This is a genomic window from Rufibacter glacialis (assembly GCF_008271745.1).
Lineage (GTDB): Bacteria > Bacteroidota > Bacteroidia > Cytophagales > Hymenobacteraceae > Nibribacter > Nibribacter glacialis.
Window position 1 is genome coordinate 604,067 of record NZ_VKKZ01000010.1, and the last position, 25,919, is coordinate 629,985.

General features: G+C 52.3%; 20 protein-coding genes. 13 read left to right on the top strand and 7 right to left on the bottom strand.

All coding sequences use genetic code 11. The features are described 5' to 3' along the window. Positions 1 to 6: 6 nt before the first annotated feature. On the bottom strand, positions 7 to 2,115 hold the full coding sequence (gene ftsH / locus FOE74_RS03420) for an ATP-dependent zinc metalloprotease FtsH (protein ID WP_149097188.1): 2,109 nt from the start codon (positions 2,113 to 2,115) through the stop codon (positions 7 to 9). Between the two features lie 46 nt (positions 2,116 to 2,161). Further along, entirely contained in the window at positions 2,162 to 2,560 is a 399-nt protein-coding gene (gene rsfS / locus FOE74_RS03425; RefSeq protein ID WP_149097189.1) for a ribosome silencing factor, read from the bottom strand. A gap of 91 nt (positions 2,561 to 2,651) precedes the next feature. On the opposite strand from rsfS, the gene FOE74_RS03430 reads away from it, so the two are divergent. The 5 genes from FOE74_RS03430 (at position 2,652) to FOE74_RS03450 (ending at position 9,773) form a co-directional block, all read left to right on the top strand. Further along, positions 2,652 to 3,359, top strand: a complete 708-nt coding sequence (locus tag FOE74_RS03430) for a biotin--[acetyl-CoA-carboxylase] ligase (protein ID WP_149097471.1) — start codon at positions 2,652 to 2,654, stop codon at positions 3,357 to 3,359. Between the two features lie 185 nt (positions 3,360 to 3,544). Beyond that, on the top strand, positions 3,545 to 4,177 hold the full coding sequence (locus FOE74_RS03435; protein WP_225840608.1) for a T9SS type A sorting domain-containing protein: 633 nt from the start codon (positions 3,545 to 3,547) through the stop codon (positions 4,175 to 4,177). Between the two features lie 123 nt (positions 4,178 to 4,300). Continuing rightward, entirely contained in the window at positions 4,301 to 7,303 is a 3,003-nt protein-coding gene (locus FOE74_RS03440; RefSeq protein WP_149097190.1) for a glycosyltransferase family 117 protein, read from the top strand. A 523-nt stretch (positions 7,304 to 7,826) separates the two neighbouring features. Further along, positions 7,827 to 8,639, top strand: a complete 813-nt coding sequence (gene rlmB / locus FOE74_RS03445) for a 23S rRNA (guanosine(2251)-2'-O)-methyltransferase RlmB (RefSeq protein ID WP_149097191.1) — start codon at positions 7,827 to 7,829, stop codon at positions 8,637 to 8,639. A gap of 717 nt (positions 8,640 to 9,356) precedes the next feature. Further along, positions 9,357 to 9,773: a hypothetical protein gene (locus FOE74_RS03450; protein ID WP_149097192.1), complete on the top strand. Its 417-nt coding sequence runs from the start codon at positions 9,357 to 9,359 to the stop codon at positions 9,771 to 9,773. An 89-nt stretch (positions 9,774 to 9,862) separates the two neighbouring features. On the opposite strand, the gene FOE74_RS03455 is transcribed toward FOE74_RS03450, so the two are convergent. Both FOE74_RS03455 and FOE74_RS03460 read right to left on the bottom strand, forming a co-directional pair. Beyond that, positions 9,863 to 10,939, bottom strand: a complete 1,077-nt coding sequence (locus FOE74_RS03455) for a mannose-1-phosphate guanylyltransferase (RefSeq protein WP_149097193.1) — start codon at positions 10,937 to 10,939, stop codon at positions 9,863 to 9,865. A 5-nt stretch (positions 10,940 to 10,944) separates the two neighbouring features. After that, a complete protein-coding gene (locus FOE74_RS03460) occupies positions 10,945 to 11,913 on the bottom strand; it encodes a KpsF/GutQ family sugar-phosphate isomerase (RefSeq protein ID WP_149097194.1) in 969 nt (322 codons plus the stop codon). Between the two features lie 70 nt (positions 11,914 to 11,983). On the opposite strand from FOE74_RS03460, the gene recQ reads away from it, so the two are divergent. The 3 genes from recQ (at position 11,984) to FOE74_RS03475 (ending at position 17,049) form a co-directional block, all read left to right on the top strand. Next, positions 11,984 to 14,161: a DNA helicase RecQ gene (gene recQ, locus FOE74_RS03465; protein ID WP_149097195.1), complete on the top strand. Its 2,178-nt coding sequence runs from the start codon at positions 11,984 to 11,986 to the stop codon at positions 14,159 to 14,161. A 156-nt stretch (positions 14,162 to 14,317) separates the two neighbouring features. Beyond that, on the top strand, positions 14,318 to 15,625 hold the full coding sequence (purD, locus tag FOE74_RS03470) for a phosphoribosylamine--glycine ligase (protein WP_149097196.1): 1,308 nt from the start codon (positions 14,318 to 14,320) through the stop codon (positions 15,623 to 15,625). A gap of 140 nt (positions 15,626 to 15,765) precedes the next feature. Next, on the top strand, positions 15,766 to 17,049 hold the full coding sequence (locus FOE74_RS03475) for an acetyl-CoA hydrolase/transferase family protein (RefSeq protein ID WP_149097197.1): 1,284 nt from the start codon (positions 15,766 to 15,768) through the stop codon (positions 17,047 to 17,049). A gap of 578 nt (positions 17,050 to 17,627) precedes the next feature. Here the strand turns inward: FOE74_RS03475 and FOE74_RS03480 are convergent. Continuing rightward, the gene (locus tag FOE74_RS03480) at positions 17,628 to 18,044 is read right to left on the bottom strand and encodes a BrxA/BrxB family bacilliredoxin (RefSeq protein ID WP_062545952.1); all 417 of its coding nucleotides are present in this window, start codon (positions 18,042 to 18,044) and stop codon (positions 17,628 to 17,630) included. Between the two features lie 536 nt (positions 18,045 to 18,580). Between FOE74_RS03480 and rpsT the strand changes: the two genes are divergently transcribed. Beyond that, on the top strand, positions 18,581 to 18,838 hold the full coding sequence (rpsT, locus tag FOE74_RS03485) for a 30S ribosomal protein S20 (protein ID WP_149097198.1): 258 nt from the start codon (positions 18,581 to 18,583) through the stop codon (positions 18,836 to 18,838). A gap of 372 nt (positions 18,839 to 19,210) precedes the next feature. On the opposite strand, the gene pyk is transcribed toward rpsT, so the two are convergent. Together pyk and FOE74_RS03495 are read right to left on the bottom strand one after the other, a co-directional pair. Continuing rightward, a complete protein-coding gene (gene pyk / locus FOE74_RS03490) occupies positions 19,211 to 20,641 on the bottom strand; it encodes a pyruvate kinase (RefSeq protein WP_149097199.1) in 1,431 nt (476 codons plus the stop codon). 3 nt (positions 20,642 to 20,644) lie between these two features. Next, complete coding sequence (locus FOE74_RS03495; RefSeq protein WP_149097200.1) at positions 20,645 to 21,070, bottom strand: IPExxxVDY family protein; 426 nt, start codon at positions 21,068 to 21,070, stop codon at positions 20,645 to 20,647. Positions 21,071 to 21,246: 176 nt separating this feature from the next. Between FOE74_RS03495 and FOE74_RS03500 the strand changes: the two genes are divergently transcribed. The 4 genes from FOE74_RS03500 (at position 21,247) to nadE (ending at position 25,762) form a co-directional block, all read left to right on the top strand. Then, positions 21,247 to 21,483: an acyl carrier protein gene (locus FOE74_RS03500; protein ID WP_048919546.1), complete on the top strand. Its 237-nt coding sequence runs from the start codon at positions 21,247 to 21,249 to the stop codon at positions 21,481 to 21,483. A 75-nt stretch (positions 21,484 to 21,558) separates the two neighbouring features. Beyond that, complete coding sequence (gene fabF / locus FOE74_RS03505) at positions 21,559 to 22,812, top strand: beta-ketoacyl-ACP synthase II (RefSeq protein ID WP_149097201.1); 1,254 nt, start codon at positions 21,559 to 21,561, stop codon at positions 22,810 to 22,812. A 65-nt stretch (positions 22,813 to 22,877) separates the two neighbouring features. After that, positions 22,878 to 23,567, top strand: a complete 690-nt coding sequence (gene rnc, locus FOE74_RS03510; RefSeq protein WP_225840610.1) for a ribonuclease III — start codon at positions 22,878 to 22,880, stop codon at positions 23,565 to 23,567. Positions 23,568 to 23,899: 332 nt separating this feature from the next. Further along, the gene (gene nadE, locus FOE74_RS03515; protein ID WP_149097202.1) at positions 23,900 to 25,762 is read left to right on the top strand and encodes an NAD(+) synthase; all 1,863 of its coding nucleotides are present in this window, start codon (positions 23,900 to 23,902) and stop codon (positions 25,760 to 25,762) included. Positions 25,763 to 25,919: the final 157 nt, after the last annotated feature.

The following is a 25,919-nucleotide window of genomic DNA, read 5'->3' on the forward strand; positions in this document are numbered from 1 at the left end:
AAAGACCTACGAATTGTAGGTGGTGCCTTCTCCGGTGGAAGAAGGGGCACCCGTTGGTTCAGCCGCCGTTGGCGTGTCTTCCAGGTTTTGCTGGGCACCGGTTGGCGCGATGATATGGTTTTCACCCGCCACCTCGCTTTGCGTCTTGCTGCGGTCTGTACCAGCCGTGTGGGCCTGGTAATTGGTTAAACCCTCAAAAGGCCTTGGTCCTACCAGACGTTCCAGGTCGCTTTGGAAGATGATCTCCTTCTGCAACAACTCCTGGGCCACTAATTCCAGTTCCGGGCGTTTCTGCGTGAGTAACTGAATGGTGCGGGTGTACGCGTCACTCACCAGCAAACGCACCTCAGAGTCTATCGTTTCAGCGGTAGTTTCTGAATAAGGCTTGGTAAACGTGTTGTCTGGCTGCTTAGAGTCATAGAAAGACAGGTTTCCAATGCGCTCGTTCATGCCGTACATGGTCACAATGCTATAGGCCATCTTGGTAATGCGCTCCAGGTCACTCAAGGCACCCGTAGAGATTTTACCAAAGACAATCTGCTCTGCAGCCCGACCACCCAAGGCCATACACATTTCGTCTATCAACTGCTCTGTGTTGTACAGGAACTGTTCTTTGGGTAAATACTGCGCATATCCTAAGGCAGCTACGCCACGCGGTACAATGCTCACTTTCACCAACGGGTCACAGTGCTCCAGGAACCAGCCGGCAATCGCGTGCCCGGCTTCGTGGTACGCCACGATTTTCTTTTCCTGCGGCGAGATGATCTTGTTTTTCTTCTCCAAACCACCAATCACACGGTCAATGGCATCGTTGAAGTCTTGCATCTCCACGGCCTTCTTGTTCCGGCGGGCGGCGATCAGGGCAGCTTCGTTACACACGTTCGCAATCTCGGCACCGGCGAAACCAGGGGTCTGGGCAGCTAACTTTTTGGCGTCTACGTCTCCAGACAAGGTCAAAGGCCCCAAGTGCACGCCAAAGATATGGGTACGGCCGTTGATGTCTGGTTTGTCAATGCTGATCTGGCGGTCGAAACGACCTGGGCGCAATAACGCAGAGTCCAAAATGTCTGGGCGGTTGGTAGCAGCCAGGATAATTACCCCAGAATCTGTGGCGAAACCGTCCATCTCTACCAGCAGGGAGTTCAGGGTGTTCTCGCGCTCATCGTTACCGCCGGGCATCTGCCCGCGGCTACGGCTACGGCCAATGGCGTCAATCTCATCAATGAAGATGATACAGGGCGCTTTGGCCTTGGCTTGCTTGAACAGGTCACGCACACGGGCGGCACCTACCCCCACAAACATCTCCACGAAGTCTGAACCAGACAGGGAGAAGAAGGGCACATCGGCTTCACCCGCCACGGCTTTCGCCAGTAAGGTTTTACCGGTACCCGGAGGACCTACCAGCAAGGCACCCTTCGGGATTTTACCGCCCAGAATGGTGAATTTGGTGGGGTTCTTCAGGAATTCCACAATCTCCTGGATCTCTTCTTTGGCTTCTTCCAGGCCGGCTACGTCTTTGAAGGTGATTTTCACCTTGTTCTCCGCGTCAAAAAGGGCGGCGCGTGACTTGCCTATGTTGAAGATCTGTCCGCCGGCTCCACCGGTGGCCATACGGCGCATCAGGAACCAGAAGCCCACCATCAACAAGATGAAGAAAGGCCAGCCCATGAGCAGTTCCAGGAGTCCGGTGCGTTTCTCAATCTCCAGGGGTACGCGTTGCTCACGCGGTACCTCCGCCTGCATCTTGTCCAAGTCCTGCTTGAAACTTTCTGCGGTAATGATAGGGAAGTGGTAGTGGGCGCCTTGGGTGTTCATGCTGAAACTCCCGCGGCTCTCCAGTTCTGTCCGGTACTTCTCGTTTTTGAGGGCTTCCTCTTTCAAGGTCACCTCGGCCACGTTGTTATTGACCACGGCCACTTTCTTCACATCCTGCGCCAGAAGCATTTCTTCAAAGCGCGGCTGTCTGATCTCAACCGTGGCGTTCAGGTTGTTATAGTAGGTAAGTCCGAAAATGAAAAGCACAAGTGCCGCCAGAACCCAGATCTGCATGGTAGGTCTAGGCGGGGTGGTGGGTATTATCTTTCTTTTTCTCTTTTTTTCTGGTTTTTCTGTCATGGGTTGTTCTCTTCAATAAAGGTAAACCTCAGGGCGGTTTTTTTGTTTAGACCACGGCTGAGGTAGAGCCTTCAGTAGACTCTACATGCGTAATCTCGGCATCGCCCCAGAGTTCTTCCAGTGCGTAGAAATTACGTTTCTCCTTGAGGAAGATGTGGGCCACTACGTCTACGTAGTCCAGCACCACCCATTCACGGTTTGTGCGGCCTTCACTCTGCCACGGATTTTCTTTGGTTAGCTTGAAAACTTCTTCCTCAATAGACGTGGCTATGGCATCTAGCTGCGTATCTGAGGTGGCAGAGCTAATGATAAAGTAGTCTGAGACGGCGTTCTTCAAAGATTTCAGGTTGAGAATGACAATATCAGCCGCTTTTCTTTCTTGCATGCCTTTTACCACCAGTTCTGCCAATATGTCGGAATTGTCCTGAATCGTGTTGTGTTTCATTTGGGAAATATAAATTTGATCTTCAAAAATACTAAAGTCTTTGCAAAAAAATTCACCGAACACCCTTTTTGTAGGCCAACAGTTGGTTTTTATGCCAGAATGTGCCTCTACCAACACAGAGGCACACCTGCTTCTTAACAAAAATGGCGCCACGGACGGTTGTGTCATAGTGGCGGGTGCCCAAACCGGCGGACGCGGCCAACGTGGCAATGTCTGGGAGGTGGAGCCTGACAAAAACATTACGTTGTCTGCCATATTGAAGCCCACCTTTCTGGAGGCGCAGCACCAGTTTTCCCTTAACGTGGCCGTTTCCCTGGCCGCGCTGGACTTGCTGCGGGAATATGTGCCTACCGGCGCCCGGCTAAAATGGCCCAATGACCTATATGTGCAGGACCAGAAGGCCGGGGGCATCCTGATTGAGAACACCATCAGCGGCCACCGGTTACAGCACAGCGTGATTGGCATTGGCATCAACGTGAACCAAGTGACCTTTGCCTATCCGCAGGCCACTTCGCTGGCCTTGGTCACCGGCCGGCAATTGCCGCTTGCCCGGCTGATTGATAGGTTGTTGGAGAACCTGGAGCACCGATACCTGGCCTTGCGCAGCGGGGGGGCAGAGGCGCAGAAAAGGGAATACCTGCAGCACCTGTACCGGTACCAGGAATGGCATAGGTTTGAGGTGAAGGGGCAGGTAGTTCAAGGGCAAATTGCAGGGGTAGACACAACCGGACGGCTGGCGGTACTCATTGAACAGAAATTGGAGTTCTTCCAGTTCCAGGAAATCAAGTTTGTACTGTAGGTTTCTTGATTCTGGCCTAGTTATTGTGAAAAGACCTGGAATTGGCTTGGATCTTTGAAAGGCACGATTGTTTTTTTTAGTGAAATAGATAGTGAAAAGTATATTATTCTCTTGGTGGTTTGCTACCGGGCTGTTATATTTGGAACATTCTGAAAATAGTCACCAACCTTCTTGGCATATATGGTATGAAAATTTTTACACGTGTTTTCCTGGGGGTTCTTACCCTGGGAATGGTTTTAGGAAGCAAAGCTGCCTCTTTGGGGGTGATACCGGGTGGTTTGCCGGTGGGCACCCGTACCGTTGAAACGACCAAGTCAGATACCGTATTTCTGAACTGGCGCACTCCTACGGGATTAACGGTGACAGATTTAGGGATATTGCCCGCGCTCAACTTTCCTTCTTACAACCCCAACGCTAAAAAATATTCCCCCTTTCTTTACCTGACCAAGAAATCTGATAGATTAGCCATCAAACCCGGGGTGCAGCATGTGTCTGCGTCTACTGCCGGTGCCAGAAAAACCTTTTTCCTGAATCAGGGAAACAAAGAGTCTAAGCTGATCCCGTCGCTCAATGCGTACCCCAACCCCTCCAGAGGCATCACCAAGATTTCCTTGAATGCGCTGGGTGATGAGAACTACAAGATCCGCATCTCCAATGCCATTGGCAAGGTGTACAAAGAGATTCCGGTCATGCAGCCTTCGGTGACAGAGACCATTGTGGTAGACCTTTCCCCGCTTCCCGCCGGTATCTATTTCTACAGCTTGCTGGTGAACGAGAAAATGGTGGAAACCAAGCGTCTTATCCTGCAGCAGCAATAAGTTGCGCCTGCTTTAGTTATAGGAGAGCCAGCATTTGCTGGCTCTTTTTTTATTTATTGGGGTTGGCAAGAGGCTATACGTTTAGAAAATTGCTAATTTCGAGGGTTCAATCATAAACACATCATGTTGCAATACAATCGGATCAACAATCTGGTGGGTTGGCTGGTATTCGCGGTGGCCACCATCGTGTATGTCCTTACCCTGGAGCCTACCGCCAGTTTCTGGGACAGTGGAGAGTTCATCGCCAGTTCATACAAACTCTTGGTTCCTCACCCGCCGGGTGCTCCCTTTTACCTGTTACTGGGCCGTATTTTCTCCATGTTTGCGGGTGATCCTTCACAGGTGGCTTGGTGGGTAAACCTGCTTTCAGCCTTATCCAGTTCTTTCACCGTCCTGTTCCTTTTCTGGACCATCACCATCCTGGCCCGTAAAATACTGGTACCCTCCGTAGCCGCCACTTCCAGAGTCTCTGCCACCGCAGAGGTGGTAGACGCCGCCGTGGCACCTACCCTGAGCCAGACCATCGCCATTATGGGTGCTGGGGCCGTGGGTGCCTTGGCTTTCACGTTTTCAGACTCTTTCTGGTTTTCTGCGGTAGAAGCAGAGGTGTATGCCATGTCTTCGTTCTTCACCGCCTTTGTGGTGTGGGCCATGCTCCGCTGGGAAAGCCGCGCGCATGAGGCGGTGTCAGACAAGTGGCTGGTCCTGATCGCGTACATGGTGGGTCTCTCCATTGGAGTCCATTTGCTGAACCTGGTGGCTATTCCGGCCCTGGCGTTTATCTTCTTCTTCCGCCTTAGAAAGTACTCCAACAAAGGCGCTATCCTGACCCTGGTAGTGAGTGCCCTCATTCTGGGCATTGTGCTGGTGGGAGTTATCCCGGGTCTGCCTTCTATTGCCGGTTGGTTTGAGGTATTGTTCGTGAACAGCTTCGGGATGCCATTTGGCGCTGGGGTGATTTTCTTTGTGGCGCTGTTCATTGGCGGAATCGTGTGGGCGGTGCGCCATGCCATACGTACGGGTAATCGCGTGCTGCATACTGCGCTGTTGAGCTTTATCTTCGTGTTGATCGGATATTCTTCGTACCTGATCATCCCTATCCGGTCTGGGTATGACCCTACCATTGACGAGAACGACCCTGAGAACATTGTGAGCTTTGTGTCTTACCTCAAGCGTGAGCAGTACGGGGACCGTCCGTTGTTGTTTGGGCCGCAGTTCAACGCTGAGCCGGTAGACCAGAAAGAGGGCGCTGCCCAATACATCAAAGGAAAAGACAAGTACATTGAGGTAGGCCGTAAGGTGGAGCCGGTGTATGACTCCAAAGACAAAACCCTGTTGCCGCGTCTGTACAGTAACCAGCCGGGGCACATTGTGCAATACAAGAAATGGGTAGACATCCAGGATGGCAAGATGCCTAGCTTCGGCGATAACCTGAGCTTCCTGTTCCGTTACCAGATGGGCCATATGTTCTGGCGCTATTTCGGGTGGAACTTCATTGGCCGCGAAGGCGATATCCAGCAGTCTGGCGTGTTATGGCCTTGGGAGAGTAGCGACGGGCTGCCGGAGCGCGTGGCCCAAAGCAAAGCCCGCAACAACTTCCTGATGCTTCCTCTGGCCCTGGGTATTCTGGGCTTGGTCTTCCAACTGAGAAGAAAACAGCGCGATGCCTTTGTGGTGGGTCTGCTTTTCTTCTTCACCGGTCTGGCCATTGTGATTTACCTGAACCAGCCACCCATTGAGCCCCGGGAGCGGGATTACACCTTTGCGGGTGCCTTCTACGCGTATTGCATCTGGATTGGCCTGGGCGTGTTGGCCATTGCCGATTTCCTGCGCAAAACCCTGAAATCTGATGTGATGGCGGGTGTCATTGCCACGGTGGTAGGCTTGCTGATTCCGGGTATCATGGCGGCCGAGGGCTGGGATGACCATGACCGCTCAGACCGTTACCATTCCGTAGACTCTGCTAAGAACCTGCTGAGCTCCGTAGCGCCCAACGCCATCCTGTTCACCAACGGCGACAATGACACTTTCCCGCTGTGGTATGCCCAGGAGGTGGAAGGGTTCCGGACCGATGTGCGCGTAGCCGTATTGAGCTACATGAACACCGACTGGTACCTGGATCAGATGAAACGCCAGGCGTACCTGTCTGCGCCGTTCCCTATGAGCCTGGAGAACGAGAACTACCGCCAGGGCATCAATGACTACCTGCCCTACGTGGAGCGCCCAGAGGTGGCCAGCGGCATTGACCTGAAACAGTACATCCAGTTGGTGAAGCAGAACCACCAGGCGCTGCAGATAGGAGACCGGGCCGGACGTACGTACCTGTCTTTCCCTACCAAGAACTTCTTCCTGAACGTAGACAAGAACGCGGTTCTGGCGGCCAACGCCGTAGCCCCGGCGTACCGGGACTCTGTGGTAAGCCAGATGCGCTGGACCATTGACAAAAGCGGCCTGGAGAAAAAGCACTTGGCTATTCTTGACCTGCTGGCCAACAACAACTGGCAGCGCCCGGTGTATTTCTCTACCACGGCAGACAATTCTGACTTCATGGGCTTAGAGAACTACCTGCAGCTGGAAGGCCTGGCCTACCGCGTAGTGCCGGTGCAAAGCACTTCCTCTGACCACATGGGTTACATTGCCCGTGACATCATGTATGACAACATGATGAACAAGTTCTCCTGGCGCAACCTGGACCGTACAGATATCTTCTATGACGAGAATTACCTGCGCTTCCCGGCCAACGCCCGTGACAAGTTCTACCAACTCACCCTGGAGTACCTGAAAGCCGGAGACAAGGCCACCGCCAAGAAGATCATGGACCACTGCTTCACCCAGTTGCCAGACAAATCCATTCCGTATGACTACTATATACCACCGTTTGTGGTGCCGTTGTACGAGGTAGGGGAGCAGAAGCGCGCCCAGGAGATTGTGAACACCATGGCCAACCGGGCCGACAATTCGCTGCGGTACTACTTCACGCAAGGCTCTTTGTTTGAGACCGAGATCCGGATCAACCTCTTCATCATGCAGCAGCTGATCCAGGTAGCCCGCCAGGTGGGCATGACGGAAAAAGCCACTGAGATTGAGCAGAAGTTCATGCAGTTCTATGGCCAGATGAACCGCTAAACGGAAATGGCTTGAGGCAAAAAGAAAGGCCGGTTAGAAATAACGGGCCTTTCTTTTTGCCTCTTTTTTCTAAAAACGGCACTTAAACCAGCTAGCCAGATCGTTTTTATCAATACCCTGTATTAGGCCTGTTTTAAGGAAATAAGGCCTGAATCGGAGGATGAACTAGCTTAACAAAGTTGTAACGGCCTGGCTTTCCAGATAACATTCTTGAGCCGCCACTGGAGCGATACCCCTCCCTAAAGGCTTGGCTTCTTTGGCTGGTGGAGAGGTCAAATCTCAGCAGTAAGTTTCTGCTGAGATCTGTTGAAAACGCTGGGCAAAAGGCAACCAGCAGGCTTAAACAACGGTGGGCAATTCCGTAGGATTAGAGGGTTCCGTTTAGGCCGTTTTACCAAAAAGGGCCGGTAAACGGCTGGTAGGAGACGGCCTGCAAATCAACTGGTAGATTTCTGCTGAAATACGGCTACCTTTGCAGGCAATTTAAATGAGCAGGTAACCTGCAGATCAACGCATAACATCCATGGAGAACAGAAATAACAGAGATAGAGACGGCGGCGGAAAGCCAAGGCATTACACCCAGCCAAAGGTAGATAAAATGGAGATGGTGTTCGGCCTACGGCCGATACTTGAAGCCTTGCACGCCGGCAAGACCATGGAGAAGATCTACCTGCTCAAAGGCACCAAGCACAGCATCAGCCAGGAAATCACCGAGCTGGCCAAAGAAGCCCAGATTCCTATCTCTTTGGTGCCGGTGGAGAAACTAGACCAGCTTACCCGCAAGAACCACCAGGGCGCGGTAGGGTACCTGTCGGCTATCTCTTATTCCCCCCTGGATGAGATTGTGGCCTCTATTTTTGAAAAGGGCAAAGATCCGTTGCTGCTGGTGCTGGACCGCATCACCGACGTACGGAACTTCGGGGCCATTGCCCGTAACGCCGAGTGTATGGGCGTGGACGCCATTGTGATCCCCAGCCGCGGAGCCGCCCAGATCAACGCCGATGCCCTTAAAACCTCAGCCGGTGCTTTGAGCCTGATTCCGGTGTGCCGCGAGACCAACCTCAAAGACACCCTGCAGTTCCTGCGGCAGTCGGGTATCCGGGTAGTGGCCTGTACTGAGAAAGCTGAGGATAACTTAACTGACACTGCCGTGGATTTGACCGGTCCGGTGGCCGTACTCATGGGCAGTGAGGAAGACGGCATCTCGCCGGAATACCTGAAGAGAGCCGATGTGCGGGTGAAGATCCCGATGGTAGGGCAGGTGCAGTCCCTGAACGTGTCGGTGGCCAGTGGCATCATTCTGTATGAAGCCCTAAGACAGCGTCAAGCCCAATAAATTTAATTAGTCTCTGCCTTGAAGCCTTTCGGGTCTGTTTTCTGTAAAACAAGCCCGAAAGGCTTTTTTTAATACCCCTGGTAGCTAAAGCATTGATGGGTAGGTGTATGCCTTTGGCTGTTACCATGGCTTGTTTTCTTTCTCCCGTAGGTGTGCATGCCTTTTGCCATGGCTGGCGTAGCGGATGCTGTCTGCGAGGCCCTTATGCCTGGTCTTTGCATAGCTGCCCTCCGAGCGCTCACGGCCGCGAGGCCCCGTCTTCCCCTCTCGCACTGCCCTTTCGGCCTGAAGAGTTCTTCTCTCATAGTTGCTGCTTATCTAGGGCCAAAAGCGAGGCGCGCTCGGGAAAGACTGGAACGGGGAAAGTAGCATTACTGGTGATGATGAACCTCTTGTAGAGACAACGGCACCGCCTTGTCTCCCACGCTTGCCTATCTTTTGCTCCTTGACATTGCTTTCTTTTGCTCCCTCGCATTCCTTCCTCTTTTGTCTTCCAGGCATTGCTACCTTTTGTTCCTTCGCATTCTTTTCCCTTGCTAAGGGGATCCTAACGGCATATTTCATTCCTTGGGCGTTGGTGTCGCTTACTACCATTTTCTTCCCTTAGGCAGATGGGATTTAAAGAACGGTGAAACCATTTTCTCTATTCGGAATAAAAATCCAATACCTGATGCAGCCCTTAGGCTATAGGATGGGTCTTACGTAAAAAGATAGGCCATGAAAAATAAAGTACTTCTTCTGTTTCTGGCGTTCCTCTCCTTTTCCTGCTTTGAGGAAGAGGAAGACGCTCCCGGGGTGCTGCCCAGCGGCACCTACGTAGGCACCTTTACCCGCTCCAGCCCCACGGCTCTTTACCCTTCCTCAGACGTGACGCTGGTCTTGCAGGACCAATCGTTCTCGGGCAGCAGCAGCCTTCCTCAGTACCCCGCCATAGGCAAGGGAACCTACCGCGTGCAAGGGCAGGAAGTGGTTTTTAAAGACGAATCCTTCTGGACGGCTAACTTTGACTGGACTCTGATCCTGGACGGCACCTTCACCCTGGCCACTGACGCGCAAGGCGGCATTACCCTCACCCGCCGCCGAGGTGACATCTCAGATGTATACATGCTTACCAGGCAACCAGGAGGTAAATAACTCCTCTTTTTAAGAAAGTAGCCCCAAAAGGAAAGCGGGCACCCTGAGTTCAGGGTGCCCGCTTTCCTTTTGGGGCTACTTTTATGATTCTACATGAAATTCTGGCCTTTCATGGCCTTGGCATCGGCCACAAAGTCTTTTACTTTCTGCTCGTCTTCGCGGCGGCACACCATGAAGACGTTGTCATGGGCGGCCACAATATAGTCTTCCAGGCCCTGGAGCACCACCAGTTGGTTCTGGGGCGTCTTGACAATGCAGTTTTTCACGTCATAGGTGAGCACGTTGCCGTCTATCACGTTGCCTTCGGGGGTTTTCTCTGAGAGGCTGTAGAGTGAGTCCCAGCTACCCAGGTCAGACCAGCCAAAATCACCTAAGATCACGAACACGTTGTCTGCCTTTTCCATGATACCATAGTCAATGGAGATGTTGGGGCAGTGCGAGTAAGCGCGGTTGATGAATCTTTCCTCGTCGTCTGTGTCCAAAACCGGAATGCCTTCTTCAAAGGTTTCGGCCATGTCACCCAGGTATTGGTGGAATGCCTTGATAATGGCTTGGGCGTTCCAGATGAAGATACCGGCGTTCCAGACAAACTCCCCGCTGTCCAGAAACATTTGGGCAATCTCCAGTGAAGGTTTTTCGGTGAACGTTTTCACCTTCTTGAGGGCTTGGCCTTCCTCGCCAATGAACTGGATATACCCGTAACCGGTATGGGGCCGGGTAGGCTTGATGCCCAGGGTAACCAGTATCTCGCTGGCAGCGGTGGCTTTCAAGGCTTCTTTGATGCAGGTTTTGAAGGCCTCTTCGCGTAGGATCACATGGTCTGCCGGGGCAATCACAATGTTGGCGTTGGGGTTGCGCTTGGCTATCTTGAAGCAGGCGTAGGCAATGCAGGGGGCGGTGTTGCGGCCAATGGGTTCTTGCAGGATCTGGTTTTCTGTGAGGTCTGGCAGGTGTTCCCGCACCAGGTAAGCATAGTCACGGTGCGTCACCACAAAGATGTTCTCCGGCGGGCAGATGCCCTCAAAGCGTTTAACAGTGGTTTGGATCATGCTTTCGCCAATGCCCAGCACATCATGGAATTGTTTAGGATGGTTTACCCGGCTAAACGGCCAGAAGCGGCTCCCAATGCCACCTGCCATGATCACTACGTACGTGTTGTCGTTCATGTATTTTATACTAATCCTTCTTTCAGTAAATCATGCAGGTGCACAAACCCTGCAAACGAACCTTCTTTGGTCACTATAAGCTGGGTGATGTTCTTTTTCTGCATGGTCACCAAGGCTTCTACGGCATATTCATCACAATCGATGGTAAGCGGGGAGGGCGTCATGATGGCAGCTGCCGTGATACCAGTCAAATTCTCAAAATTAGAGAGCATCCGCCGTAAATCCCCGTCTGTGATAATACCGGTTAAGTTACCAGAATTATCCAGAACCGCAGTAGCGCCCAGGCGTTTTGAGGAGATTTCAATGATGATCTCTTTGAGGGTGGCGTCTGTCTGCACCTGCGGGGCGGCGTTGAGGCTGTAAATATCACCTACTTTCAGGTAAAGCCGCTTGCCTAAAGAGCCACCCGGGTGCAAAGCGCCAAAATCCTCTTTGCTGAAGTTGCGGGACTCCAGCAGGCAGACGGCCAGGGCATCGCCCAGGGCCAGGTGGGCGGTGGTGCTGGTGGTGGGAGCCAGGTTGTTGGGGCAAGCCTCGCGTTCAATGGTGGCGTTCAGCACAAAGTCAGACTGCTGGGCCAGGTAAGAATCTACGTTAGACACCAGGGCCGCCAGTTTGGTGCCTTTGCGCTTGAGCAGCGGTACCAGCACCTTTATTTCAGGCGTGTTTCCGCTTTTAGAGAGGCAAATCACGAAATCATCGGCTTGGATCATGCCCAGGTCTCCGTGGATGGCATCAGCGGCGTGCATAAACAAAGCCGGGGTGCCGGTAGAGTTGAGCGTGGCCACGATTTTGGAGGCTATGTTGGCGCTCTTGCCTATGCCTGTGACCACCACACGGCCTTTTATGGCCAATATTGCCTCCACGCAGGCCTGAAATTCGTCATTGATATAGTCCGCGAGTTGCAGAATAGCGGCGGCTTCTTCCTGCAGCACTTTTTTTGCGGTGCTTTTGATATTTTTCGTGATATTCAAGTTAGATTTGTATTAGACAAGACAACAAAAGAAAGTACAAACCCTTGTTTCTCGACAACAAGCATATTACATGTTAGTAAAACAAGAATCATTAAAGAACAAATTAAAGGAAGTTTTCGGCTATAGTCAATTCAGGGGCAACCAGGAGGCGATTATAGAGAACATCCTGTCGGGCAAGAACACGTTCGTGATCATGCCCACGGGAGCCGGAAAATCACTTTGCTACCAACTCCCGGCCCTGGCCATGGAGGGAACGGCTATTGTGATTTCTCCGCTCATCGCGCTGATGAAAAACCAGGTAGACCAATTGAACGCCTTTGGGGTAAACGCCCAGTTCCTGAACTCTACCTTGTCAAAAGCGGAGATGAACAAGGTGAAGAAGGAGACCGTGAGCGGGGAGGTGAAACTGCTGTACGTGGCTCCGGAGTCCTTGACCAAAGAAGACACCCTTGATTTCCTGAAACAAGCGAAGATCGCGTTCGTGGCCATTGACGAGGCGCACTGTATCTCTGAGTGGGGCCATGACTTCCGGCCCGAGTACCGCAAGATCAGAGGCATCATTGACAACATCGGCAACCTGCCCATCATTGCCCTGACCGCCACGGCCACGCCCAAAGTGCAGCTGGACATCCAGAAGAACCTGCAGATGGATGATGCCTCCGTGTTTAAGTCCTCCTTTAATCGTACAAATTTGTATTATGAGGTAAGACCTAAGCACAATACCAAAAAGCAGCTCATCCAGTACATCAAAAAGCACAAGGGCAAAAGCGGCATCATCTATTGCCTCAGCCGCAAAAAAGTAGAGGAGATTGCCGAACTGCTGCAGGTGAATGACGTGAAGGCCTTGCCTTACCACGCTGGCCTGGACGCCCAGGTGCGCATGGCCAACCAAGACGCCTTCCTCAACGAAGACGTGGACGTGATTGTGGCCACCATCGCGTTCGGCATGGGGATTGACAAGCCCGATGTCCGGTTCGTGATCCACTATGACACCCCTAAATCCATTGAAGGCTATTACCAGGAAACCGGCCGCGGCGGACGCGACGGGTTAGAAGGCAACTGCCTCATGTTCTATAGCTATGATGACATCCTGAAACTGGAGAAATTCAGCAAGGACAAACCCGTCACCGAGCGCGACAACTCCAAGCTCCTGTTGCAGGAGATGGCCTCTTACGCGGATTCAGCCGTTTGCCGCCGCCGCCAGTTGCTGCATTACTTTGGCGAGCAGTATGACAAAGACTGCGGTTTCTGTGACAACTGCACCCACCCCAAAGAGAAATTTGAGGCCGAACAGGAACTGACCTATGCCCTGAAAGCCGCGGTGCAGACCGGCCAGCGCTTCGCCATTGACCACTTGGTGCACGTGCTCATTGGCCTGAAAGACCAGTACGTAGACAGCTACGGGCATGACCAGCTGGAGGTGTTTGGCGTGGGCAAAGAGCAGGAGCCCCAGTACTGGAACTCCATTGTGCGGCAGGCCCTGCTGTTTGACTACCTGGAGAAAGACATTGAGAACATAGGTACCCTCAAGATCACCGAGAAAGGCGAGAAGTTCCTGCAGAGCCCGCACCCTATCAAGTTCTCCAAAGACCATAACTTTGACGAGGAGGTACAGCAGGAAGAGGAGAAAGAGGAAACCCAGGCCGCGGCCGGGCATGACGCCGTTCTCTTTGACATGCTCAAGGCCTTGCGCAAGAAGCTGGCCAAGGAGATGAACCTGCCGCCGTACGTGCTGTTCCAGGACCCCTCTATCAAGGAGATGGCCACCACGTATCCTACCACCAAAGAAGACCTGGCACACATTGCCGGGGTGGGTATGGGCAAGGTGCAGAAGTTCGGGAAGCCGTTTTTGGAGCTGATCTCTAAATATGTGGAGGAAAACGACATTGTCACCGCCGCCGATGTGGTGGTCAAAACCACGGTGAACAAGTCCAAGCTCAAGATCTACGTGATTCAGCAGATAGACAAAAAGATGGACCTGGAAGAGATTGCCTCTTCCAAGGGCATCACCATGCCTGAGCTCATTGAGGAAATAGAGCACATCTGCTACTCCGGCACCAAGCTCAACCTGGACTACTACATCAACGGGGTACTGGACGAGGACCGTCAGCAGGAGGTGATTGACTATTTCATGCGCTCCACCACAGACAACATGGCCGAAGCCATCAAGGAACTAGGCACCGATGATTATACCGAGGATGACCTGCGGCTGATGCGCATCAAGTTCCTCTCTAAATACGCGAATTAATTCTGTGAGAGAAGTAGAAAAGCAGGTGGCAACACCTGCTTTTTTGTTTTCTTTGTGGGGCGTTGTTTAGGGCTACTTTTCCGGGAAACAGAGGGAAAACCCATTACTCCGCCACCGTCACCTGCCTGGGCCTTGCCCAGCATAATCTTTGCTAGTATGAACGTTTTGATAATAGGAGCGGGCGGCCGTGAGCACGCCCTGGCCTGGAAAATCAGCCAAAGCCCTTATTGTGAGAGAATCTTCGTGGCCCCCGGTAACGCCGGAACGGCCCAGATCGCTACTAACGTAGACATTTCTACCACCAATTTTGAGGAACTGGCCAAATTCGCCACAGACTTCAACATCATGATGCTGGTGGTGGGTCCAGAAGACCCTTTGGTAGCTGGTATCGTTGATTATTTCGCGGAAAGAGATTACCTGCAGCACATTCTGGTGGTTGGGCCGCAGAAAGCCGGTGCCCAGCTGGAAGGCAGCAAAGACTTCTCCAAGCAGTTCATGCTGAAGCACGGAATCCCCACGGCCCAGTACCAGACGTTCACCGCTACTACCTTTGACCAAGCCCTGGCCTACCTGCAGCAACACACGTACCCCGTGGTCTTGAAAGCCGATGGTCTGGCCGCCGGCAAAGGCGTGGTCATTGCCCAGAATTATGACGAAGCCAGCGAAGCCATTACCGGCATGCTCAAGAACAACCAGTTTGGGAGCGCGGGCAGCAAAGTGGTGGTAGAGCAGTTCCTGCAAGGCATAGAGCTCTCGGCCTTCATTCTAACCGATGGCCAGGACTACGTGCTGCTGCCCGAGGCCAAGGATTACAAGCGCATTGGCGAAGGCGATACCGGGCTGAACACCGGGGGCATGGGCGCTATTTCCCCGGTGCCGTTCGCAGACAAGGCCTTCATGGACAAAGTGCGCGAGCGCGTGATTCTGCCTACCTTGCAAGGCCTTCGGCAGGAGGGAATCCACTATAGCGGCTTCCTGTTCATCGGGCTCATGAACACCAACGGTGACCCCTACGTGATTGAGTACAACGTACGTCTGGGTGACCCGGAAACAGAGGCCATCCTGCCCCGCATCAAGTCTGATTTGTTTGAGCTCTTCAAGGCGCTGCATGACCATGAACTGGGGCAGTTCCAACTGGAGGTAGATCCCCGGTCGGCCACTACCATTTTCCTGGTATCTGGCGGTTACCCGGGAGACTATGAGAAAGGCAAAGAAATCAAAGGGCTGGAGACGGCCTTGCCAGAGAATACCCTTTGTTTCCAGGCTGGTACCAAGCAAACGGAGGAGGGCCACGTGGTCAACGATGGCGGAAGGGTCATTGCCGTTACGGGCTTAGGCCAGGACATGGAAGAAGCCCTGGCGAAAGCCAACGCCGCCGCCGCACAAATCACCTGGGAAGGCCGTAATTTCCGCCGTGACATTGGCTTTGACCTGAAGCAGTACCTGACCACGCCTTCGCGGTAAAGCGGCTGGTTTCCGTAAAACACCCCAAAAATGACAAAGGCCAGCCACCACGCTGGCCTTTGTCATTTTCAAGCCATGGGAGAAGATTGATCTTTGCGCCGCATTTCCGTAAAAGCAACATCACTAAGCAAGAACTACCCATGTCTCATCTACCTGACTATACCACTCCTGAGGAAGCCGTTAAACTAATCAAATCCGGGGACCGGGTTTTTGTCCACGGCGCAGCCATGACCCCGCTGCGGCTCGTGAACGCCGTCTCGGCCCGCGCCTCAGAGCTGCGCGAGGTGGAGTTCATCCACATGCACACCGAAGGCCCAGCCCCCTATACTTACCCGGAGAACGCCGGTAGCTTTAAGACCAACGCCTGTTTTGTGGGGGGTAACATCCGGCAGGCGCTCAAGGAAGGCACCGCTGATTACATCCCTATTTTCCTGAGCGAGATCTCGCTTTTGTTCCGCCGTAACATTCTGCCCCTGGATGTGGCCCTGGTGCAGGTGTCGCCGCCCGATGCCCACGGGTTCTGTAGCCTGGGTGCCTCGGTTGACGTCACCTTGTCTGCCGTGGAGACCGCCAAGATCCTCATTGCCGAAGTGAACCCGCGGGTTCCCCGCTCGCACGGCGATGGGGTGGTGCACATCAGTAAGTTCCACGCGAAGGTGGCCGTAGACGAGCCCCTGCCCGAACACACCAACAAACCAGCCGGGGAAGTGGAGACGAAGATAGGGCAGTTGGTGGCTTCTCTGGTGGAGGACGGGGCTACCCTGCAGATGGGTATTGGCGGTATTCCAGACGCGGTGCTGGCGCAATTGGGTAACCACAAAGATTTGGGTATCCATACCGAGATGTTCTCAGACGGGATCATCCCCCTGGTGGAGAAAGGCGTGATCACGGGCGCCCGGAAGAAGGTGTTGAAGCACAAGATCGTGTCCTGTTTTGTGAACGGCTCGCAGAAGGTCTTTGATTTCCTGCATGACAACCCGGCCGTGGTCATGAAAGAGACCGTGTTCACCAATGATACGGCCATCATCCGGCAGAACCCCAAAACCACCGCCATCAACAGCGCCATAGAGGTAGACCTCACCGGCCAGGTCTGCGCCGACAGCATTGGCATGTACCAATTCTCCGGGGTAGGCGGACAGATGGACTTTATGCGCGGCGCGGCCTTGTCAGAAGGCGGAAAACCCATCATCGCGCTGCCCTCCATCACCAATAAGGGCGAATCAAAGATTGTGAACATCCTCAAGCCCGGAGCCAGCGTGACCACCACCCGTGCCCACGTGCGCTACATTGTCACGGAGTTCGGGATTGCGGATCTGTACGGCAAGAACCTCCGGCAACGCGCCAAGGAACTTATCCAGATCGCGCACCCTACGCACCAGGAGGAACTGGAACGCCTGGCCTTTGACCGGTTCAAGGTGCTATAGCTGGGTTTAGTTGCGAGGGATTAGTTTTTAGTGATTAGTTGTTGGTGATTAGTTGTTGGTGATTAGTTTTTAGTGATTAGTTGTTGGTGATTAGTTGTTTGTTGTTAGGAACTGATTGAGGCGCTATAGGTAAAGGTGGAGTTCTTTAGATAAAAGAAAAATAAGGCCCTCAAGGGAAGGAAAGACGCAAGGCTGTAGGCATGAGTCTGGCGCGCGTCTCCTGACTCGTGCCTACAGATAAAAGGGTAGTCTCTGGCTATCCTCGCTGCCTTGCAGCGAGAGGCGGCTTGCTGGTCGTCTCTCACAGGCTTCCTGTTTTACCCCTCTTTTTCAAGAATCGGCCTAAAACAACTAACCCCTTAATTAACTAATCACAAAGCGCAAGAAGTTATATATCTCCATAATGCCCCTAGCCCATGCTTGCTGAAACACCTGACTGGCAAGCAAAAACCTGTGAGGTTTTCAAAACCTCACAGGTTTCACGTTTATAACCTGTTCTCCATAAACCAGCCTTAAAACAGCAGCGCCTGACTTGAGAAAGTCAGGCGCTGCTGTTTTAAGGGAATAGCGGCTATATGTTAGCAGTACTCTTCAAAGGCTCCTTGCAGGTTGTCTACAATTCGGGTCAGGTCATTGCCTTCAATGTGGTGGCGCTCAATCACGTGCACCAACTCGCCATCTTTGAACAAGGCGATGGAAGGGGAAGACGGAGGGTAGGGGAGCATGAACTCCCGTACTTTGGCCACGGCTTCGGTTTCCATGCCGGCAAACACCGTTACTAATTTTGACGGCTTCTGCTCGCTGCTGGCCACCGCCATTTTAAGGGCCGGGCGGGCTTTGGCGGCAGCGCAACCACAAACAGAGTTCACGGCTACCAACACGGTGCCTTCTTTCTGCGTCAATACCGACTCTACTTCTTCGGGCGTCATCAATTGCTCAAAGCCAACAGAGGTTAGGTCTTCCCTGATCGGGGCGACCATATATTCAGGATACATTGCCATGGGTATGGGTGAATTTTAAGGTGGATTCTATTTCTGGGGTAAAATTACGAAATCAAGTGTAAAACACCGCAGTTACCTTTCTGGTTTCCAAAAGCATACTAATTCTCCCCTTAGAAAGCGATACAGATTCTTTTCAGGCTGTTCTTCAGCCGGCAGGAGAAACACCAGTGCCACCAGGGAATACTAAAGGAGTGTTAGGCTTGCATTAGTAAAGGGAAAAGACACTTAACAACTCCTTTAAGCCCAATGGGAACCGCAGGGCTAGGACCGAGGCTGCTTTGCCTGCTGGTGGCAGCCGTTCCCCGAAAACTTTTGTTTGAAATTTGTAGAGCGGGTTTTATAGAAATGTTACCTTTGTACCGCAGAACAGCAACAGAGCATAGCTTGGGCCGCTGGGTATCCCTAATATGGGCGCCGGGCGACAGAGTTTGATTAATTTTAAGAAAGTTTCTTGCAATTAATCCATTAAGCTTGTAGTTTTGCAAACTCATTTAGAATCAGAGTTACAGCATTTATCTATATTCACAACCATGGCTAACCATAAGTCAGCATTAAAGAGAATCAGATCTAACAACGCGAAACGCTTGCTGAATCGCTATCAGGCGAAAACCACCCGTACCTTTGTAAAACGTTTGAAATCCACGACTGACAAAGCCGAGGCGCAGGAATTGTTCAAGACGGTATCTGGTATGCTAGACAAGTTGGCCAAGAAGAACGTGATTCATAAGAACAAAGCAGCCAACAACAAATCTAAATTGGCTCGTTTTGTCAACAACTTAGCTGCCTAGTCTTTAGGTAGTATTTATTTCTTAGGTAATGTAAGAAGCCTTGCTATCAGCAAGGCTTCTTGTGTTGTAGGTAGTGCTACCACATAGATTGGTTTCCTTAATAGCAAAGGCTTGTCATAGAAAGCGAAACCCACGCGGGAGAAGATCCCAGAGGAGAGAGCCCAACTTTTCAGGGTGCCCGCTGCTTGGCCTCCCGGCATTGCGCTTCAGAAAAGTTGCCTTGGCCAACAATGCTTGGTCTCTGAAAAGAGAGGGAACTTGAAGTCAATCAGCGAGAAAGGTTCTGAGCCCATTTTCGTGAAATGCCCCTTAAACAAAGAGGCCCCGCTATGGTTAGCGGGGCCTCTTTGTGTCTATATAAGAGAGTTGGTACTAGTGTACTATACTCAGTTTGATCATGTTGGCGCGTTTCTTTTCCATCACCGGCATGGAGCCGATGTTGATGAAAACGTCACCCGACTCCAGGTGTCCTTCTTTGATCAGGATGTCTTTCAGGTCGGTGATGGTTTCATCAGTAGAAACGAAGCGGTCATAATAGAACCCTCTGATGCCCCAAACCAGGTTCAAGGTGTTCAACAAAGCTCTGTTGTCAGTGAAGATGAAAATGCTGGCCTTGGGGCGGTGCTTGGCAATCTGGAAAGCGGTATAGCCAGACTTGGTCAAACCAATCAAAGCGCGCGCATTGGTATCACGGGCCAGGTTAACGGCATTGGCGACCACGGTGTCGTTCAGGAAGGTGTCTGCCTCTGAATGGAACACAAAGTTGCGGTGGAACACCGGCGCCTGCGACTCCACGGATTGGATGGTGCGCACCATGCTCCGGATAGTCTCAATAGGGTAGGCCCCGGCGGCGGTCTCAGCGCTCAGCATGAGCGTGTCGGCCCCGTCCATTACGGCGTTGGCAATGTCGTTGGTCTCGGCGCGGGTAGGGCGGGGGTTCGTGATCATGCTTTCCATCATCTGGGTAGCAATAATCACTGGTTTGCCTAAGGCGGTACATTTCTCCACAATCATCTTCTGGAGCATAGGCACTTCTTCCATGCCTATCTCCACCCCAAGGTCACCCCGGGCAACCATCACGGCATCTGTGGCGGCAATGATAGAGTCAATGTTGCGGATAGCCTCAGGTTTCTCAATCTTGGCCACCACGCGGGTGTCTTTGCCACGCTCGGCAATGATGCGCTTGATCTCATGGATGTCTTCTACCTTTCTTACAAAGGAAAGGGCCACCCACTCCACGTTGTTGTCCAGGCCGAAGTGCAAGTCTTGCAGGTCTTTCTCTGTGAGGGAAGGAGCCGTCACTACGGTGTCTGGCAGGTTCATGCCCTTGCGGGGTTTCACCACGCCACCGTAAATGACCTCGGTCAACACCTTGTTCACGCCGTCTGAGCTGATCACGCGTACCTCCAGTTTGCCGTCGTCAATCAGTATGGCATCACCGGGGCGAACATCCTGGGCCAGGCGCGAGTAGCTGTGTGACAGGCGTTGGGGCGTACCCATTGACTTGTCGCAGACGAAGGTGAGTTGCTGGCCTTCCACTATCTCAATGGCGCCATCTTCCACATCATTGATCCGAATCTTAGGACCCTGAAGGTCCTGCAGGAGGCATATATTGAAACCCTCAGTGGCGTTGATAGCCCGCACGTGCTCAATTACTTTAAGGTGCTCTGGGTGCGTACCGTGAGAGAAATTAAGGCGGAAAACGTCAACCCCTTCCTGGATAAGTGCGCGAAGACGCTCAGGGGTGTTGCTGGCGGGGCCAACAGTGGCAATAATCTTGGTGTTGTTGAAATGGATAGCCATGCGCTAAAAAAGCAGGTTTTCTTTATAACGTAAACAATGCGGGTCAAAGGAACGCACGTACTGCACAAGGGGCACGGCGTTCAGGGTCTGTAAGAGCTCTTGCTGCAGATGGCTGAGCCCGCCAGATACCTGTATTATATAATCATATTCTTTGATGTCAGGAACCAGGAAAGGGGAGGTCAGGGAACTGGTGCCTACAGAACGGTTCCGGAACAAGCGTAGAGAGCCGTGCTCTGCGCGGTGCAGATAATTAGAGATCACCAACCGGCCCTTGTTCAGGAAGTCAATGCACAGATCAGTCTGTTTCACCAATCTAATGCGGAAGTACTTATTCAACGCCCAAGCCAGCGTATGTTCCTTGCTGGAAGACACCACTCCATATAAGTCGAAATCAAAATCGTATTCTACGTCTAGACGGAAAGATTTCATGGATGAGGGTACTCTGGTAAAAGTTGCTGTTGGGTTGGCAATTTAAAGAAGACAAACGGAATCTCAAGTTAACTTCTGATAAAACTATCAGAATAAAACTATTGCTGCTGATTTGTTTGACATTGTGTTCCCAAATCCATTTCTTTGCATTGTGTTTTAAAAAACTTCTATAAAAAATGTCAGAAATCGCAGAAAAAGTAAGAGCTATCATCATTGACAAATTAGGCGTTGAAGAATCTGAGGTAACGCCTGAGGCTAGCTTTACAAACGACCTGGGTGCCGACTCTCTTGATACCGTAGAATTGATCATGGAATTTGAGAAAGAATTCAATGTGTCTATTCCAGACGACCAAGCGGAGAATATTGCTACGGTAGGCCAAGCGATCAGCTACCTGGAAGAGCACGCTAAGTAATCTCCTCCCTCTTTTTTAATTTATCGATCCAAATTTACCTAATCAATACAGGTTCTTTTCCTCTACTAGCAGCGTATGGAGCTTAAGAGAGTTGTAGTAACAGGCCTTGGTGCGCTTACCCCTCTGGGGAAAACCGTTTCTGAATATTGGGATGGCCTCGTGAACGGGGTGAGTGGGGCAGCGCCCATTACTCGCTTTGATGCCTCAAAATTTAAAACCCAATTCGCCTGCGAAGTTAAAGGGTATGATCCTGAGCAATACTTTGAGCGTAAAGAGGCCCGTAAGATGGACCTCTTTACGCAATTTGCTGTTATTGTAGCAGACCAGGCCGTACAAGATGCCAACCTGCTAGATGAGTCTTTAGACAAAGACCGCATTGGCGTTATCTGGGGTTCTGGCATTGGCGGTCTGCGCACCTTTCAGGAAGAATGCGTGAACTTCGCCAACGGCGACGGAACACCACGCTTCAATCCTTTCTTTATCCCTAAAATGATCGCCGACATCAGCGCCGGTCATATCTCTATCAAATACGGTTTCAGAGGCCCTAACTTCGTCACCGTTTCAGCCTGCGCCTCTGCCACCAACGCCTTGATTGACTCTTTCAACTATATCCGCTTGGGTATGGTAGACATAGTAGTAAGCGGTGGTTCTGAAGCTGCCGTGACTGAAGCGGGGGTAGGTGGTTTCAATGCCCTGAAAGCCCTTTCTGAGCGTAACGATTCTCCAGAGACGGCTTCCCGTCCGTTTGACAAAGACCGTGATGGGTTCGTGTTAGGCGAAGGAGCAGCTGCCATTGTGCTGGAAGAGTATGAGCACGCCAAAGCCCGGGGTGCCAAAATTTACGCTGAGATCATCGGTGGCGGCATGTCTGCCGATGCCTACCACATCACAGCGCCGCACCCAGAAGGATTGGGCGCCCGCAACGTGATGCAGAACGCGCTGAAAGATGCAGGCATCAAGCCGGAAGACGTAGACTACATCAACGTGCACGGTACCTCCACGCCCCTGGGCGATGTGGGGGAAGCCAAAGCCATTGAGCACGTGTTTGGTGACCATGCCTACAACCTCAACATCAGTTCTACCAAGTCTATGACAGGTCACCTGTTGGGGGCGGCCGGAGCCATTGAGGCAGTAGCGTCTATTCTGGCTATCCAGAACGGGATCATTCCGCCTACCATCAACCACCTCACAGATGATGAGCAGTTCAACCCTAAGTTGAACTTTACTTTCAACAAAGCTCAAGAGCGCGAAGTGAACATTGCCCTCAGCAATACCTTCGGATTTGGCGGACACAACACCTCTGTGATTTTCAAAAAATTCAGTGAGTAGTGTTGAGCCCGATCAGACCGGTCTTTCGCGCAATCCATAAATTCTTTTACAAAGACAAGGCGTTTGTGAATGCCATTACCCACATCACGGGAATGGCACCAGACAACCTGCACTTGTATCAGTTGGCCTTCACGCACACCTCGTTTGTGCGCCAGAACCTGAAGGGGAACCAGGAAACAAACGAGCGGCTGGAGTTTCTGGGCGACGCCATTCTGGGTTCGGTAATAGCGGAATACCTGTTCAAGAAGTACCCCTACAAAGACGAAGGTTTCCTGACGGAGATCCGGTCCCGCATGGTGAACCGCGAGTCACTAAACAGCCTGGCCGTGAAGGTGGGGCTGCACTCGCTTATCAAAGTAGACAATGTCTCTGGCGTGACCCGCCACAAGTTCATCAACGGCAACGCCCTGGAGGCGCTGGTAGGAGCCGTGTACCTGGACAAAGGCTATGAAGACACCAAAAGCTTCATCCTGAAGAAACTGGTGAAACCGCACTTTGACCTGCACGAAATTACCACCACTACCAGCAACTTCAAAAGCAAACTCATTGAGTGGGCCCAAGGGCAGAACCGCAGCATCAGGTTTGAGATTGTGGGCCAGAAACAATCGGGTAGCACCACTGAATTTACCGCCGCCGTGGTGGTAGACAATGATATTGTTGCCTCTGGCAGCGGCCTCTCCAAGAAGAAAGCAGAGCAAGCCGCTGCGGAGAAAAGCATGGAGGCCCTTAGAGCCGCTGGTGCCATTCTCCCGTAATCCTCCCTTCCCATTTAAAGTGCTTTTTCCTGAAAGCTGCCTAAAAACGGCAGGAGCATACCAATAGGTAACAGTAGGGGCAATCCCTTGTGGTTGCCCTTTACGGTTGCACCATTGGTAAAAAGGCAACTACAACGGATTGCCTCTACCATTCCATTTCCAGGTGATAGTTTCAGGGTTTTCCCTACCTAGTTTATCCCGCTGATTTTTGCTCCTTCTGGTAAGGTTCTTAGCTTTGCGGGTGCTCTGCCCACGTGTTTCACGCAGGGGAGAAGCCGTATTTCTAACTCACAGGCCCGTTCCTGCGTTAAAAAGCCTTAACAGTACAGACTATGAAACTTGCCGGCGCCGCCCTTAACCAAACTCCCCTTGATTGGGAAAACAACCTCCGTAACATCAAATCGGCTATTGAACAGGCCAAAGAAGAGCACGTAGACATTCTCTGCCTGCCTGAGATGAGTATTCCAGGGTATGGTTGTGAAGACCTGTTCCTGAGCGAGTGGGTGAGTGTGGAGTGTTTTGAGCGGCTGCTGGAGATAAAGGAATGGTGCGAGGGTGTGATCGTGTGCGTGGGTTTGCCCATTAGGCTGAACAACACCACCTACAACGCCGCCTGCGTCATCAAAAACAAAGAGATCCTGGGTTTCACGGCCAAGCAGTTCCTGGCTAATGACGGGGTGCACTATGAGCCGCGCTGGTTCAGTTCCTGGGTGCCCAACACCATTGAAGAGTTTGAAGCCTTTGGCCAGACCTACCAGATAGGGGACATCATCTATGAGCACCAAGGCATCAAGTTCGCCTTTGAGATCTGCGAAGACGCCTGGCGCAATGAGCACCGCCCGGCGTATCGGCATAAAGAGAAAGGTGTTCAGCTCATCATCAACCCCAGCGCCAGCCACTTTGCCATGAGCAAGACCGATGTACGCTACCGCTTGGTGGTAGATGCGTCCCGGCAATTTGAGTGCACGTACCTGTACGTGAACCTGCTGGGCAACGAGGCCGGTAAGATGATCTATGACGGCGAGATCCTCATTGCGCAGAATGGGTACGTTGTGCTCAGAAACCAGCTGCTTTCCTTCAAGAGCGTGGACTTTGAGTGCGCCGAAGTCTCTTTTGACGCGCCGCTGCCGCCTGAGACTGTGGATTTGCTACCCGTAGACGAGAACCTGGAGTTCATTGCCGCTATTTCCCTGGCCTTATTTGATTATCTGCGCAAAAGCCGGAGCCGCGGGTTTGTGCTTTCCTTGAGCGGCGGGGCCGATTCTTCGCTGGTGGCCGTAGCCGTGGCCGAGATGGTGCGCCGGGCGGTGACCGAGATCGGGTTGGAGGAATTCGCCCGCAAGACCAATTGCCTTACCCCCAATGAGGTCTCTGATTACAGCCAACTTTCCGGAAACGAGCTCAGAAACGTGGTGGTGAGCAAACTCTTGGTCACGGCGTACCAAGGCACCGTCAATTCCTCAGATGATACCTACCGCTCTGCGGAGGAACTGGCCAAATCTATTGGCGCCGTGTTCTACAACTGGACCATTGACGAGGAAGTGAAAAGCTACCAGGGCAAAATTGAGCACGCCATTGGCCGTACCCTCACTTGGGAACACGATGACATTACGCTACAGAACATTCAGGCCCGCGTAAGGGCTCCCGGCATCTGGATGCTGGCCAACCTCCGGAATTCCCTTTTGCTGGCTACCTCTAACCGGTCCGAAGCCTCTGTGGGCTACGCCACCATGGATGGCGACACGGCCGGCAGCATCTCGCCCATTGCGGGCGTAGACAAATCCTTCATCAGGCAATGGCTGGTGTGGGCCCAGTTGGAACTAGGCTATGAAGGGCTGCAGTACGTGAACAACCTGCAACCCTCTGCTGAGTTACGGCCCCTGGAAAACACCCAGACCGACGAGGAAGACCTCATGCCGTACCCGCTCCTGAACCAGATTGAGCGGCTAGCCTTCTATGAGCGTTTGTCGCCACAACAGGTTTTCGAGAAACTCAAAGGCACCTACCCAGATGACCAGTTGCGCCAGTTCGTGCAACGGTTCTACACCCTCTGGAGCCGCAACCAATGGAAACGCGAACGCTATGCCCCGGCCTTCCACCTGGACGACTACAACGTGGATCCACGTAGTTGGCTCCGATTCCCTATCCTGAGTGGGAGCTTCCGGCAGGAGCTAAGTGAATTAGGGAATGCTTAGCGCACTTCCTTCTTTTTTGCCGGGAACTGTTTTACGGGCCTTTCTACCAAACTAAAGCAAAAACGCCATCCTTTAATAGGGTGGCGTTTTTACTGAAAACTATATTAGTTAGACCACGACAATTGCCACGTCTTTATCATTTCGCTCTAATAAGGCA

Bases quoted from the DNA above. Each gene is read 5' to 3' on its own strand.
- ftsH (WP_149097188.1), bottom strand. From the start codon at position 2,115: ATGACAGAAAAACCAGAAAAAAAGAGAAAAAGAAAGATAATACCCACC.
- rsfS (WP_149097189.1), bottom strand. From the start codon at position 2,560: ATGAAACACAACACGATTCAGGACAATTCCGACATATTGGCAGAACTG.
- FOE74_RS03430 (WP_149097471.1), top strand. From the start codon at position 2,652: ATGCCAGAATGTGCCTCTACCAACACAGAGGCACACCTGCTTCTTAAC.
- FOE74_RS03435 (WP_225840608.1), top strand. From the start codon at position 3,545: ATGAAAATTTTTACACGTGTTTTCCTGGGGGTTCTTACCCTGGGAATG.
- FOE74_RS03440 (WP_149097190.1), top strand. From the start codon at position 4,301: ATGTTGCAATACAATCGGATCAACAATCTGGTGGGTTGGCTGGTATTC.
- rlmB (WP_149097191.1), top strand. From the start codon at position 7,827: ATGGAGAACAGAAATAACAGAGATAGAGACGGCGGCGGAAAGCCAAGG.
- FOE74_RS03450 (WP_149097192.1), top strand. From the start codon at position 9,357: ATGAAAAATAAAGTACTTCTTCTGTTTCTGGCGTTCCTCTCCTTTTCC.
- FOE74_RS03455 (WP_149097193.1), bottom strand. From the start codon at position 10,939: ATGAACGACAACACGTACGTAGTGATCATGGCAGGTGGCATTGGGAGC.
- recQ (WP_149097195.1), top strand. From the start codon at position 11,984: ATGTTAGTAAAACAAGAATCATTAAAGAACAAATTAAAGGAAGTTTTC.
- purD (WP_149097196.1), top strand. From the start codon at position 14,318: ATGAACGTTTTGATAATAGGAGCGGGCGGCCGTGAGCACGCCCTGGCC.
- FOE74_RS03475 (WP_149097197.1), top strand. From the start codon at position 15,766: ATGTCTCATCTACCTGACTATACCACTCCTGAGGAAGCCGTTAAACTA.
- FOE74_RS03480 (WP_062545952.1), bottom strand. From the start codon at position 18,044: ATGTATCCTGAATATATGGTCGCCCCGATCAGGGAAGACCTAACCTCT.
- rpsT (WP_149097198.1), top strand. From the start codon at position 18,581: ATGGCTAACCATAAGTCAGCATTAAAGAGAATCAGATCTAACAACGCG.
- pyk (WP_149097199.1), bottom strand. From the start codon at position 20,641: ATGGCTATCCATTTCAACAACACCAAGATTATTGCCACTGTTGGCCCC.
- FOE74_RS03495 (WP_149097200.1), bottom strand. From the start codon at position 21,070: ATGAAATCTTTCCGTCTAGACGTAGAATACGATTTTGATTTCGACTTA.
- FOE74_RS03500 (WP_048919546.1), top strand. From the start codon at position 21,247: ATGTCAGAAATCGCAGAAAAAGTAAGAGCTATCATCATTGACAAATTA.
- fabF (WP_149097201.1), top strand. From the start codon at position 21,559: ATGGAGCTTAAGAGAGTTGTAGTAACAGGCCTTGGTGCGCTTACCCCT.
- nadE (WP_149097202.1), top strand. From the start codon at position 23,900: ATGAAACTTGCCGGCGCCGCCCTTAACCAAACTCCCCTTGATTGGGAA.